Origin of the sequence: Paraburkholderia sp. BCC1885, assembly GCF_900996235.1 — a bacterium.
Classification (GTDB): Bacteria; Pseudomonadota; Gammaproteobacteria; order Burkholderiales; family Burkholderiaceae; genus Paraburkholderia.
Map to the genome: position 1 here is coordinate 420292 of NZ_CAAJGM010000208.1, position 13143 is coordinate 433434.

A 13143-nucleotide genomic window follows, 5' to 3' on the forward strand; every position below is an offset into this window, starting at 1 on the left:
CACAAAGCACGAAGTTTCGGAAGAATATGCCCGCAGGTGATAAGCCCGAACCACGCGGGTTTGCCGCACTGGGGCGATGCCGATAGACCATGACACGCCTCGCGATTACGACACCGCCTGCAACGGCCAAGCCCCTGGAAGAGTTTTCCGTTGGCATCCGGCGATTCGAGCCGAGAGGCCGCTGGTGGATCGCGGTTTGCCGCTGGATCACGTTCACGACGTCCTGCCGCAACTCGGCCGGCGGTTCCGGCAGAAACGCGAGCGCCTGCCCGCAATGGCGCTATTTGCGCACCCACACCACGTCGCGATTTACCGCGTACAGACGGCAATCGGTGTGGCCATTGCCGCACGCCACCAGTGCGTCGTTGATCGGATCGACGCCCTGCCCTGCGCCCCACGCACCATCCGGAGCAATTGCAAACGCGCGCGGATTGCGCTTACCGAGAAATAGTGAGTAGGCCTGACGGCCTTGCGCATTCAGATACGGCACCGCCGCGACATCGGAGAGCGCGGCGAACCTGCTCGCCGGCGGTTGCCCGTCGAGCTTGGGCCACACCACCGTATTGTCGACGGCGTAAAGCTGGCAATACTGGGTCTGTTTCCAGCACTGATCTAACGCGACCTGCCCTGGGTCGAAGCCGCCGGTACTCCACACAGCCGTGGTTGCGCCAATCGCGATGGCGCGCGGCAACGGCGCGGCGAGAAAGTCGCGATAGACCGTATCGCGCTGTTGCGCGTTCAGATACGGCAAGGCCGAGAAGTCGTTGATGTCCGCATAGGCGCTGGTTGCGCGCGCCTGCTGCGGCAGATACTCCGGATCCACCTCCTGGCTCGGCATGCCGATGCTGGCAAGAAACGTGTCGGCGCGCTGCACCCATAGTGGCAGACCGGCAGCCGAGGCCGTCATCGCGTGAGCATCCTTCTGGAATGCGCCATAGTCGACCAGCTCCGCATGGGCGCCCGCGGCGGTGTATTGCCTGAACATGGCCCGCCACGTGGAGGTAGTGAAAATCTGGTCGTTTTCGCCGAAGAACCAGATGGAGTGCAATTTCGTGCGTGCGCCAAGCTGCTGAGCACCGCTAATCAAACTGGCGTCCGGGTTGCGACAATCCGATTCTTTTACGCCGCCCGCAAAACTTATCAGGCCCTTGACGTCGTCCGGGGCCAGCGAGCCGAACACCAGCGTGTTCCAGCCACCCATGCTCTTGCCTGCCATCACGATGTGCGACGCGTCGATACCCGGCTGTTGCTTGACGTAGTCGAGCACCTTGCGAATATCGTGGGACGCATCGAGACCCAGCGCGACGATGTCGCAACCGTGCGGCATCAGTTGTCCGTCCGAGCCGGCGTAGCCGCGCATCATCGGCATGGCGACCGCATAACCGCGCGAAAGGAAATAGTAGGGAATGAAGTTATCGCCGACGCGCGGCGCGTCCGCAGGAATCGGCGACGCGCCGTGATTGACGAGCACGAGCGGAAACGGGCCGCCACGCGACGGCATGAACAGCGTCACCTTGAGGCGCACCGGCGGCACGGCGGAGACCGGCACGTCGAGCACCCGTTCGTTGAGCGGCGCGGGTGGCGCGGCCTCGGGCGGAATCGCCGAATCGGCGCGGCTCGTGCGCGTCAGCAGGCTTAGCGTCAAGCCGAGAAGAAGCACGACGATTCGCAGCATCGATCTCGGCATAGGCGGGCTGGGTGGGTGGCACGAAATGGAATGCAAAGGCATGAAAAGAAGGCACGACCGGCTTGCCTTCGTTTAACGGCAGGCGCGCGAGAAACTGAAGATCTGCGCGAGCGCTAGCGGTGCATGGTTATATTTCTGTAAGCACGCTGCGTGGATGTCGATATGCCGGCGTTGCCGGGAAGAGCCTCTTCTGGTGAAACGACCCGGCCCGTCCAGATGAACTGGCTGGCCGAGTTCCCCGTTCCTTACCGTTCCACCGCGTGCGGTTCCTTGAGCTTGTTGGCCACCCGAATCGCATCGAAGTAAGCGGAGTTCGGTGGCCGCTTCAGATATTGCCCCGCACCGCGCACCGCGCGCAGATCGCCGTCCGTCCAGGCGAGCGCGCCCCGTGTCAGCGTATGAGTGGCCACGCCCTGCACCGTCATGCCTTCGAACACATTGAAGTCCACTTTCTGGTGATGGGTCTTGACCGAGATGGTTTTGGTTGCAGCCGGGTCCCACACGACGATGTCCGCATCCGCACCCACCTGTATCGCGCCTTTGCGTGGATACAGGTTGAAAATCTGCGCGGCGTTGGTCGACGTAATGCGCACGAACTCATTAGGCGTGAGACGCCCCGAATTCACGCCGTGATGCCAGAGCACCGACATGCGGTCTTCGACGCCGCCGCAGCCGTTTGGAATCTTCGTGAAGTCCTCGCGGCCCATGGCCTTCTGCGATGCGCAGAACACGCAGTGGTCGGTCGCGGTGGTATGCAGTTGCCCCGCTTGCAGCCCGCTCCATAGCGCCTCGCGATGCTCGGCGGAACGAAACGGCGGGCTCATCACATGCGCCGCCGCGCGCGTCCAGTCGGGGTCGCGATAGACGGCTTCGTCGATCACCAGATGGCCCGGCAACACTTCACCGAATACTCGCAGACCTTCGCTGCGCGCCCGCGCGATTGCATCAGCGGCATCTTTCGACGACACGTGCACGATATAAACCGGCACGCCCAGCACCTGCGCAATGCGGATCGCGCGATTCGCGGCCTCGCCTTCCACCTCAGGTGGACGCGACAACGGATGCGCCTCCGGCCCGGTGATGCCGCGCGCCAGTAACTGACGTTGCAACTGAAACACCAGTTCGCCGTTTTCCGCATGCACCGTGGGCAATGCGCCCAGTTCGAGCGAACGCGCAAAGCTGTTCACCAGCACTTCGTCGTCGGCCATGATGGCGTTTTTGTAGGCCATGAAGTGCTTGAAGCTCGACACGCCGTGCTCATGCACGAGCGTGCCCATGTCGCGATGCACCGATTCGTCCCACCATGTCACCGCCACGTGAAAGCCGTAGTCGGACGAGGCTTTCTCCGCCCAGCCGCGCCACGCCTGAAATGCTTCCATCAGCGCTTGACGCGGGCTCGGAATTACGAAATCGATAATGCTCGTGGTGCCGCCCGAGAGACCTGCGGCGGTGCCCGTATAGAAGTCGTCGCTGGCCGTGGTGCCCATGAAGGGCAGTTCCATGTGCGTATGCGGATCGATGCCGCCTGGCATCACATACTGCCCGTGGGCGTCGACGATCGAAGCGCCTGCGGGCGCCTCGAGGTCCGGGCCGATCTGCAGGATCGTGCCGCCGTCCTGCGGGTCCGCACACAACACGTCTGCCCGCCAGTTACGGTCCGCGTCGATTACCGTGCCGCCGCGAATCAGGGTCGTCATCTGGTTGCCTCCTCGTTGACTGCCACGTGTTCGTTGTCACTGCTGCGCGGCGCCTCTCAGGCACTCGCCACTCGCGCACTCGGGCCCTTGCTCAGCTTCATCCACGCGCTATACACAATGGATGCAAGCGCCAGGCCCACGAACCATGCATACGTGTAGAGCGTATTGAAGAATGCCGGCACATTCGGAAACGCAGCAGGGAACGCGGTATGCAGAAAGCCCGGCAGATTCGGCAGCACGCCCACCAGCAGCGCCACCACCGCGCCGATATTCCAGCCGCCCGTGTAACTGTACTCGCCGTTTTCATCGAACAGTTCGCGCGTATCGAGCCGCGTGCCGCGAATCAGAAAGTAGTCGACCATCAGGATGCCGGCAACAGGACCCAGCAGCGCCGAATAACCTACCAGCCACGTGAAGATATAGCCCTGCGTGGTGGCCAGAATCTTCCACGGCATCATGACAATGGCGATGGTCGCGGTAATCATGCCGCCCGCGCGATACGAAATCCCCTTCGGCCACAGGCTCGAAAAATCGTAAGCCGGGCCGACAAGATTCGCCGCGAGGTTGCAGCACATCGTGTCGAGCGTGAGGATCACCAGTGCGACGCCTACGCCGATGCCGGTCATACGGCTGGTCAGATCGATAGGATCCCAAATTGCTTTGCCGTAGATCACCACGGTCGCCGACGTCACCACCACGGAGATCACCGAAAGCAGTGCCATAGGCGCCGGCAAGCCAATCGACTGACCGACGATCTGATCGCGCTGCGAACGGGCAAAGCGCGTGAAGTCGGGAATGTTCAGCGCAAGCGTGGCCCAGAAACCGACCATGGCGGTCAGGCTCGGCCAGAAGGTCAGCCAGAACAGTCCTTCCTTCTTGCCGCCGGTCACGAACTGCGACGGCGCCGCCAGCATCGAACCGATTCCACCCGCCTTCGACGTCGCCCACCAGACGAGCGCAAGGCACATCACCACCTTGACCGGCGCGGACCAGCTTTCCAGCCAACGAATCGAATCGGTGCCGTGCAGGATGAAATAGATCTGCAAGGCCCAGAACACGAGAAAGCACGCCAGTTGCCCGAGCGAGATATCGAGGAACGGCAAGGCGTCGCCGTGCAGCGCGTTGCCGGTGAGGATGTTGAGCAAGGTGTAGATCGCGCTGCCGCCAAGCCAGGTCTGGATGCCATACCAGCCGCACGCCACGATGGCCCGCAACATGGCCGGCAGTTTTGCGCCCTGCGTGCCGAACGACGAACGCACCAGCACCGCATACGGAATACCGTGCCTCGCGCCCGCATGGCCGATCAGCAGCATCGGCACCAGCACGATCAGGTTGCCCAGCAGCACGGTCACCACCGCCTGCCACGGCGACATGCCCTGCTCCGTCAGCCCCGCTGCCAGCATGTATGAAGCGATATTCATGACCATGCCCACCCACAGCGCCGCGAAGTGATACCACTTCCACGTGCGCTGCGCGGCGTCAGTCGGAGCCAGGTCGTCGTTATAGAGACTGCTCCCCTGCGCGCCGGCCGCCAGTTGCGGATCGCCGCCTTGCACTGTCTGTTTCATTGAATGATCTCCGATTTGTCGACTCAGTCGTTCTGACCCGCGCGTCTTCTAAGAATGCGTCAGGCCGCTGTTGCAGTCACCGGCGTTTCGGCTTGCTCGCTTACCTCCACGCGCGACGGGTTGTTCGGATGCGTCGTCCAGTTGGCGTATTCGCCGGCGTCGACGCGCTCCATCGTGATGCACTGCTCGACCGGACAGACGTGCATGCACAAATTGCAGCCGACGCATTCGGAGTCAACCACTTCAAAATGCCGCACGCCATCTTTTTCGCGCATGATGGCCTGATGCGCGGTGTCTTCGCAGGCGATATGGCACAGGCCGCACTGAATGCACTTGTCCTGATCGATGCGCGCCTTGATGTCGTACTTGAGATTGAGGTACTTCCAGTCGGTGACGTTGGGTACGGCACGGCCGCGGATGGCGTCGAGCGTGGCGTAGCCTTTTTCGTCCATCCAGTTGGAGAGGCCATCGGCCAGATCGGAGACGATGCGAAAACCGTAGTGCATTGCCGCGGTACAGACCTGCACGCTGCCCGCGCCCAGCACGATGAATTCCGCCGCGTCGCGCCAGGAGGAAATGCCGCCGATGCCTGAAATCGGCAAGCCGGGAGTTTCGACGTCTCGGGCGATTTCGGCCACCATGTTCAGCGCGATGGGCTTCACGGCCGGCCCGCAATAACCGCCATGCGTACCCTTGCCGTCGACGATCGGCAGGGGCGCCATCACGTCCAGATCCACACCGACGATCGAGTTGATCGTATTGATCAGCGACACGCCGTCCGCGCCGCCTTTGTACGCGGCGCGCGAACCCATGCGGATATCGCTGATGTTCGGCGTGAGCTTCACGAGGCACGGCAGCTTCGTGCCCTCCTTGACCCAGCGCGTCACCATCTCCACATATTCGGGCACCTGTCCCACCGCCGCGCCCATGCCGCGCTCGCTCATGCCGTGCGGGCAGCCGAAATTCAGTTCGACCGCATCGGCGCCGGTGTCTTCCACAAGCGGCAGGATCCATTTCCAGTCGCGTTCGTTGCACGGCACCATCAGCGAGACGATCAGCGCGCGATCCGGCCAGTCGCGCTTGACCTGGGCAATCTCGCGCAGGTTGACGTCGAGCGGGCGGTCGGTGATCAGCTCGATATTATTCAGGCCTGCTATGCGTTGGCCGTTCCATTGCACCGCGCCGTAGCGCGAACTGACGTTGACCACGTGCGGGTCGAGCCCGAGGGTTTTCCATACCACGCCGCCCCATCCAGCCTCGAAGGCGCGATTGACGTTATAGGCTTTGTCGGTCGGCGGCGCAGAAGCGAGCCAGAAAGGATTCGGCGAAGTGATGCCGGCAATCGTACAGCGCAGATCGGCCATGTTCGGCTCCGTGGGAACTCGGTTTTATCGTGGTGTCGCGCTGCCGGCTAGGCGGCCTTGATGGCGGCGCGCGCGAAATGAGCGTCGATGGCGGCGGCGGCCAGTTTGCCGTCCTGCACCGCCTGCACCGTCAGGTCGATGCCGCCCGTCGCCGCACAATCGCCACCGGCCCAGACATCCGGCAATGACGTCTGCCCGTTTGTGTCGACCGCAATCCGGCCGCCGTCGAGCGTCAGCAGCGCATGCTCCACGCCCACGGCGACCAACGTCTGGCCAATTGCCTTCAGCACCATGTCCGCGTCAATAACGAAACGCTCCGCGCCCTCGTCGGAGACGCGTTCGAATTCGACACCCGTCACATGCCCGTCGCTACCGGCAAGGCGCACCGGCTTCGCATGCGTGACCAGGGTCACGCCCTGGCTCTGCGCGAACTCGCGTTCGGCCCACGTCGCGCTCATGGTCTCCACGCCGCGCCGGTAGACCATCGTCACGGTCGTTGCGCCCAGCTTGCGGCTTTGCACGGCGGCATCCACCGCCGTATTGCCGCCGCCGATCACGACGACCCGCCGTCCCACCGCCACCGTTGCGAGGTCGCTCGCCTGCCGAACCTGTTCGATGAAATCCACCGCATTCAGCACGCCACCGAGTGCTTCGCCTTCGAGCGCCAGGTCCCGCACGCCGGTCAAGCCGAGCGCCAGAAACACCGCGTCATGCTGCTGGCGCAGCGCGTCGAGCGAGACATCGCGCCCAAGCATTACGCCATTGCTGATGTCAATGCCACCCACCGAACACAGCCACGCCACTTCACGCTGCGCAAAATCATCGACGGTCTTATACGCCGCGATGCCGTATTCGTTGAGACCGCCCGCCTTCTCGCGGGCGTCGTAGATCGTCACCCGGTGGCCGGCAAGCGCCAGCCGATGCGCACAGGCGAGCCCCGCCGGCCCCGCGCCGACCACGGCAACGTGACGGCCGGTATCCGCGGCACGCCTGAACAACACCTCGCCACGCGCCATCGCCCAGTCAGTCGCATGACGCTGCAACGCGCCGATCGCCACCGGCTTTTCGTCCTGGTGATTGCGCACGCAAGCACCTTCGCAAAGAATCTCGGTCGGGCAAACTCGCGCGCACATGCCGCCCAGCGGATTGGCGGAAAGAATATCCACCGCAGCGCCCTTCAGATTGCCGTTGCCGATCTTGCGAATGAAGCTGGGAATATCGATCTGCGTGGGGCACGCCTGAATGCACGGCGCGTCGTAGCAGTAGTAACAACGGCTCGCGGCAACCGCTGCGGCGGCTGGATCGAGCAAGGGCGCAATGTCGGCGAATTCGCAGGCAAGCTGCTCGGGGGACAGGCGCCGTGCGGCGACGTCGCCAGTAGGCTTGATAGCCATACACGTTCCTTCTTCAATGTGAGGACGTAGCCGCACCCGCCGGCTGCACTCGCGCGCAGCCGGGACGGCCTGTTTTTGGCAATACGGTCAGGCTGTTTCGTTTATGAAGCCGCGTTTATGAAGCCGGTTCGCAGGCACGCTCCAGCATGGCGTGCAGCAGCACGTTGGCGCCCGCCTCGATCCATTCGAGCGTGGCGTCTTCGATCTCGTTGTGACTGATCCCATCGACGCACGGCACGAACACCATCGAGGTCGGCGCGACTTGCGACAGATAACAGGCATCGTGTCCCGCGCCCGACACCATGTCGCGGTGCGGATAGCCAAAGCGCTCCGCCGCGGCGCGCACCGACTTCACACAGGCCGCGTCGAAAGCGACCGGCGCGTAATAGAAAATCTGTTCGAGCCCGGTTTGCAGACCGATGTCACCGGCAATTCGCTCGACGCCTTCGCGCAGCGCCGCATCCATTTTCGCCAGCACTGCATCGTCAGGATGACGAAAGTCCACCGTGAAGAACACGCGCCCCGGAATCACGTTGCGCGAGTTCGGGTACACCTGCATCATGCCGACCGTCGCGCAGCCAAACGGCGCGTGGTCGAGGCCAATGCGATTGACCAGGTCCACCACCCGTGCCGCGCCGAGCAGCGCATCGCGGCGGCGCGGCATGGGCGTGGGGCCTGCGTGCGCTTCCTGGCCGGTCAAGGTGATTTCGTACCAGCGCTGCCCTTGCGCGTCGGTCACCACGCCAATGGTTTTGTGCTCCGCTTCGAGAATCGGCCCCTGTTCGATATGCAATTCGAACGCGGCATGCAAGGGCCGGCCGCCGCACGGCAGATCGCCCGCGTAGCCGATACGCCTGAGTTCCTCGCCGATGGTCTTGCCGTCCACGTCCTTGCGCGACAAGCCGTATTCGAGCGTGAACACGCCGGCGAACACACCCGAGGCCACCATCGCCGGGGCGAAACGCGAACCTTCCTCGTTAGTCCAGATCACCACTTCGACCGGATGCTCGGTCTCGATGCCGTGATCGTTCAGACTCCGAATGACTTCGAGACCGCCCAGCACGCCGTAGATGCCGTCGAAGCGGCCGCCGGTCGGCTGCGAATCCGCGTGCGAGCCCGTCACCACCGGCAGCGCATCCGGATTGCGCCCGGCACGGCGCATGAAGACGTTGCCCATCTGATCCACCGTGACCGCGCAGCCTGCCTGCTTGGCCCAGCTTACGATCAGGTCGCGCCCTTCCTTGTCGAGATCGGTCAGCGCGAGGCGGCACACGCCGCCTTTAGGAGTGGCGCCGATTTTCGCCATCGTCATCAGGCTGTCCCACAGACGCTTGCCGTCGATCCGGATCGACGTATCGGTCTCACCACGCTTTAAGGCCTCGGATACCGCGTTCATACGTCTCGCTCCTTTCGATGAATCCAGACGCCTTGCGCGCCCGATGGATCTGGTGCATGCGCGGCGGATTGTGGGGCGTTTTCGCACGGCCGCGGTGCATACCCCCGGTCGTTCCCTACGTCCTCGACAGAGGGCTAACCCTAAGGGATTCGCCGCTCATCCAATCCTGTCCGATTGGACAGGTTGTAGTCGATTCACCCCGTCAAATCAATGCCTTTCGCACGCTGCGAGACAGAGCGAGAAACGTGCCATTGCAACGCAGCACGGCGTTTTCACGTGCTGCGATTGTCCGTGTCCTGGCGGGCGCAAACGACTAGAATGAAGCGCGACGCGGCACACACGCCGCGCGAGGCCAACAATGAGACATGACGAAGCAACCGCCGACATCGCCGAAAACGACCCGGCGTCGGCACCTTTGCGGCGGCGCAAGGCGCATATCCGCGAATCGAACGAAGCCCATCTGCTGGCCTGCGCGGAAGCTGTGTTCGCCGAGCGCGGACTCGAAGGCGCCAGCACCGCGATGATCGCCGAGCGCGCCGGCTTGCCGAAAGCCAACCTGCATTACTACTTCCCGACCAAGCTCGCGCTGTATCGCCGCGTGCTCGAAGACCTGTTCGAAGACTGGCATCGCGCGGCGGATACCTTCGAGGGCAGCGACGATCCGGTCGCGGCGATCAGCGGCTACGTCCGCGCGAAAATGGAGTTGTCACGACGCCGCCCGCTCGGCTCGAAAGTGTGGGCCAACGAGATCATCCATGGCGCCGAGCATATGCAGGACATCCTCACGCAACGCGTGAAGCCCTGGCTCGAAAGCCGCGTCACCGTCGTCGAAGACTGGATTGCGCGCGGGCTGCTCGCGCCCGTCAATGCGCAAACGTTGATGTACATGATCTGGGCCACGACGCAGCACTATGCGGATTTCGACGCGCAGATTCTCGCGCTAGGCGGCAAGCGTGCGCTCACACAAAAATCCTTCGACGCATCCACTGAAGAAGTCGTGCAACTGGTGATTCGCGCGTGCGGTGCAGTGTCACCTGGGCGCGGCTGAATAACCGCATCGAAATCGCCACGACGCCATCGCTCTTGCGAAGATGCGTATGGCTATGCGCAATCGATCGGAAAAAATCTCCTCGCGTTTTACCGCCACGGTGGTCCGGCCAGCGGGAAACATTACCGCCGCGTGCGACGCTCGCGGCGCACGCCATGAGCCTGCGTTTCACAAACTGCGCAAACATGCACAAATACAACTTCTTACCCAGCGTTCACAAATCTTACACAGGTAAGTAGTTATGCTTTGGCGGTGATGAGCGAGGGGCCCCACACCTTCGCCTGCTTCCTTCCCACCGTCCAAAGGCCTCTTATGTTCGCCAGGTCTGCGTGTAGCGTTTTGTTCAGCGAGCCGGTAAGCAAACGTTTGACGAAGAAGCCTCGCGCATGGCTGCGCGCGTTGCACGCGAGCGGGTTCGCCGCGTCCTTGAGCGTGTTGTCCCTGTGCCTGTCCTTGTGCTTGTCCCTAAGCGGCTGCGGCAACGACGCCGACAAACCGGCCGCCGCGCCCACCACCACCGCCGAACAGATCAACGCCGCGCCGCCCGCGCCGTGGGCCGTGCCGCAAAACGCATCGACTCAGGCGGGGACGCAAGCTGCGCAAACCGCGCAGGCCGCCTTGCCGCCCAACACCGTCCAGTCACCGCCGCCTCCCGCCGCGCAGGCCGGCGCAGCGGCACCCGACAGTCTTGCAACACCTGTGATTCACACCGTTGATTGAGGTCGTCTGACTCCCCGCGGCGGATTTTTCTGTACCTGTTTGCCGTCGCGCATATTCCTTCTCCGAAGATCGAAGCCCAACATGACATCAAAAAATCGCCGTGATTTTCTGCGCGCAGCCGCCTCGGCTGCCGGTTCCGCAACCGCGTTAGGCATGCTGCCGCTCGGCATCCGCAATGCGCTTGCGCTGCCCGCCAACAACGCCACGGGCAGCATCGAGGACGTCGAGCACATCGTCATCCTGATGCAGGAAAACCGTTCGTTCGACCACTACTTCGGCACGCTGCGCGGCGTGCGCGGTTTCGGCGACACGCGTGCGGTCACGCTGCCGACCGGTAACCCGGTGTGGTATCAGCCGCTCGCCGAAGGGGTCGCTGCGGATGCAGCCTACGTGCTGCCGTTCCGTCCGAGCGCGCCGAACCTCGGCCTGCAGTTCCTGCAGGATCTGGCGCACGACTGGGACACGACCCACACTGCATGGAACGGCGGTCTCTACGACCAGTGGGTGCCGGCCAAGGGCACCACGACGATGGCGTACATGACGCGTGAGGACATTCCGTTTCACTACGCACTCGCCGACGCCTTCACGATCTGTGACGCCTACCACTGCTCGATCATGGCCCCGACCGATCCGAACCGCTACTACATGTGGACCGGCTGGGTGGGCAACGACGGCAGCGGCGGCGGTCCGGTGATCGACAACGCCGAACTCGGCTACGGCTGGTCGACCTATCCGGAAGTGCTGCAAAACGCCGGCATTTCGTGGAAGATCTATCAGGACATGGGTACCGGCCTGAACGCCGCCGGCTCGTGGGGCTGGACTTCGAATCCGTACATCGGCAACTACGGCGACAACTCGCTGCTCTACTTCAACCAGTATCGCAACGCGCAACCGGGCAATCCGCTGTACGACAAGGCGCGCATCGGCACCAACGTGTCGGCCGGCGGCACCTACTTCGACATACTGAAGCAGGACATCGCCAACAACACGCTGCCGCAGGTCTCGTGGATCGTCGCCCCGGAAGCCTATTCCGAGCACCCGAACTGGCCCGCCAACTACGGCGCGTGGTACGTCGACCAGGTGCTGCAGATCCTGACGTCGAACCCCGAGGTGTGGAGCAAGACGGTCCTGCTCGTCAACTACGACGAAAACGACGGCTTCTTCGATCACATGGCGCCGCCGTTCGCGCCCAGCACCAGCGCCAATGGCCTGTCGACGGTCGCGCTTACCAACGAAATCTACCTGGGCAACGGCCAGTATCCGGCTGGCGAAAACGTCAATGGTCCGTATGGTCTTGGACCGCGTGTGCCGATGATCGTGGTGTCGCCGTGGTCGAAGGGCGGTTACGTGTGTTCGCAACTGTTCGACCATACGTCGGTGATCCGCTTTATCGAAAAGCGCTTCGGCCGTAGCCACAATCTCGCCGAATCGAACATCACGCCGTGGCGCCAGGCGATTTGCGGCGACCTGACCTCGGCATTCAACTTCGTCAATCCGAACGACGCCGAGCCGGCGTTGCCGAGCACCGCAGGCTACGTGCCGCCGGACCAGTTGCGTCACCCGGACTATGTGCCGTTGCCGCCGCTGGTGCAGGCCGTGCCGAAGCAGGAACCGGGCGTGCGTCCCGCGCGTGCCTTGCCCTACGAATTTTTCGTGCGCCTGCAGGACGAGGCTTCGTCGCAAGGCCAGTTGTCGATGAGCTTCGTCAATAGCGGCCAGGCCGGTGCGGCGTTCCTCGTGTATGCAACGGGCAGCACAGCCACGCCGCGCAGCTACACGGTCGAAGCCGGCAAGCGTCTGCAGGATAAGCTGCCGGTCAACGCCAACGGCACCTACGACTACACCGTGTTCGGCGCGAACGGCTATCTGCGCCGCTTCGCCGGCAAGCCGGCGGTCGCCTCGAACTGGTGGAGTCATTCGGAAGTGGCCCGTCCGGAAGTGGCGGAAGGTTACGACGTCGCCAACGGCAACCTGCAGTTGCGTCTCGAGAACCTCGGCACGGCGCGCTGCCAGTTCACCATCACCAATGCGTACGATCCGAGCATGACGCTCACGCGCACAGTGGCAGGCGGCAATAATGAGGAGATCTATCTGGATCTGCGCGCGGCGTATGGCTGGTACGATCTGACCATCACCGTCAACACGGATTCGACCTTCGTGCGCCGTCTCGCCGGCCACGTCGAAACGGGCCGTAGCAGCATGAGCGATCCGGCGCTGGGCAGCTAAGCCCTCACGCCCGGAGTGTATGCAGGCTGAACGGGCCGCGCTG

8 protein-coding genes and 1 pseudogene are annotated in these 13143 nt (G+C 63.2%); 3 read left to right on the forward strand and 6 right to left on the reverse strand.

Annotated elements, in window-relative coordinates:
• Positions 1 to 280: 280 nt before the first annotated feature.
• The 6 genes from FQ755_RS20455 to FQ755_RS20480 all read right to left on the reverse strand — a co-directional run bounded on the left by FQ755_RS20455 (position 281) and on the right by FQ755_RS20480 (position 9106).
• On the reverse strand, positions 281 to 1675 hold the full coding sequence (locus tag FQ755_RS20455; protein ID WP_186308610.1) for a dienelactone hydrolase family protein: 1395 nt from the start codon (positions 1673 to 1675) through the stop codon (positions 281 to 283).
• Positions 1676 to 1932: 257 nt separating this feature from the next.
• Positions 1933 to 3384, reverse strand: coding sequence for a dihydropyrimidinase (hydA, locus tag FQ755_RS20460; RefSeq protein ID WP_144156611.1), 1452 nt, complete (start codon positions 3382 to 3384; stop codon positions 1933 to 1935).
• Positions 3385 to 3440: 56 nt separating this feature from the next.
• Positions 3441 to 4952 (reverse strand): NCS1 family nucleobase:cation symporter-1, encoded by a 1512-nt coding sequence (locus FQ755_RS20465; RefSeq protein WP_144156612.1) that lies wholly within the window; start codon positions 4950 to 4952, stop codon positions 3441 to 3443.
• 59 nt (positions 4953 to 5011) lie between these two features.
• On the reverse strand, positions 5012 to 6316 hold the full coding sequence (gene preA / locus FQ755_RS20470; RefSeq protein ID WP_144156613.1) for an NAD-dependent dihydropyrimidine dehydrogenase subunit PreA: 1305 nt from the start codon (positions 6314 to 6316) through the stop codon (positions 5012 to 5014).
• A 47-nt stretch (positions 6317 to 6363) separates the two neighbouring features.
• Entirely contained in the window at positions 6364 to 7710 is a 1347-nt protein-coding gene (locus FQ755_RS20475; protein WP_144156614.1) for an NAD(P)-dependent oxidoreductase, read from the reverse strand.
• Positions 7711 to 7825: 115 nt separating this feature from the next.
• Positions 7826 to 9106 (reverse strand): Zn-dependent hydrolase, encoded by a 1281-nt coding sequence (locus FQ755_RS20480; RefSeq protein WP_144156615.1) that lies wholly within the window; start codon positions 9104 to 9106, stop codon positions 7826 to 7828.
• A gap of 318 nt (positions 9107 to 9424) precedes the next feature.
• On the opposite strand from FQ755_RS20480, the pseudogene FQ755_RS20485 reads away from it, so the two are divergent.
• The 3 genes and pseudogenes from FQ755_RS20485 (at position 9425) to FQ755_RS20495 (ending at position 13100) form a co-directional block, all read left to right on the forward strand.
• Positions 9425 to 10154, forward strand: a pseudogene (locus tag FQ755_RS20485) (TetR family transcriptional regulator C-terminal domain-containing protein).
• Positions 10155 to 10520: 366 nt separating this feature from the next.
• On the forward strand, positions 10521 to 10874 hold the full coding sequence (locus FQ755_RS20490; protein ID WP_260858732.1) for a hypothetical protein: 354 nt from the start codon (positions 10521 to 10523) through the stop codon (positions 10872 to 10874).
• A gap of 81 nt (positions 10875 to 10955) precedes the next feature.
• On the forward strand, positions 10956 to 13100 hold the full coding sequence (locus tag FQ755_RS20495) for a phosphocholine-specific phospholipase C (protein ID WP_144156617.1): 2145 nt from the start codon (positions 10956 to 10958) through the stop codon (positions 13098 to 13100).
• Positions 13101 to 13143 lie beyond the last annotated feature (43 nt).

What these genes read in the sequence shown, in the direction of transcription:
- FQ755_RS20455 (WP_186308610.1), bottom strand. Translation starts at nt 1,675, where the DNA reads ATGCTGCGAATCGTCGTGCTTCTTCTCGGCTTGACGCTAAGCCTGCTG.
- hydA (WP_144156611.1), bottom strand. Translation starts at nt 3,384, where the DNA reads ATGACGACCCTGATTCGCGGCGGCACGGTAATCGACGCGGACCGTAAC.
- FQ755_RS20465 (WP_144156612.1), bottom strand. Translation starts at nt 4,952, where the DNA reads ATGAAACAGACAGTGCAAGGCGGCGATCCGCAACTGGCGGCCGGCGCG.
- preA (WP_144156613.1), bottom strand. Translation starts at nt 6,316, where the DNA reads ATGGCCGATCTGCGCTGTACGATTGCCGGCATCACTTCGCCGAATCCT.
- FQ755_RS20475 (WP_144156614.1), bottom strand. Translation starts at nt 7,710, where the DNA reads ATGGCTATCAAGCCTACTGGCGACGTCGCCGCACGGCGCCTGTCCCCC.
- FQ755_RS20480 (WP_144156615.1), bottom strand. Translation starts at nt 9,106, where the DNA reads ATGAACGCGGTATCCGAGGCCTTAAAGCGTGGTGAGACCGATACGTCG.
- FQ755_RS20495 (WP_144156617.1), top strand. Translation starts at nt 10,956, where the DNA reads ATGACATCAAAAAATCGCCGTGATTTTCTGCGCGCAGCCGCCTCGGCT.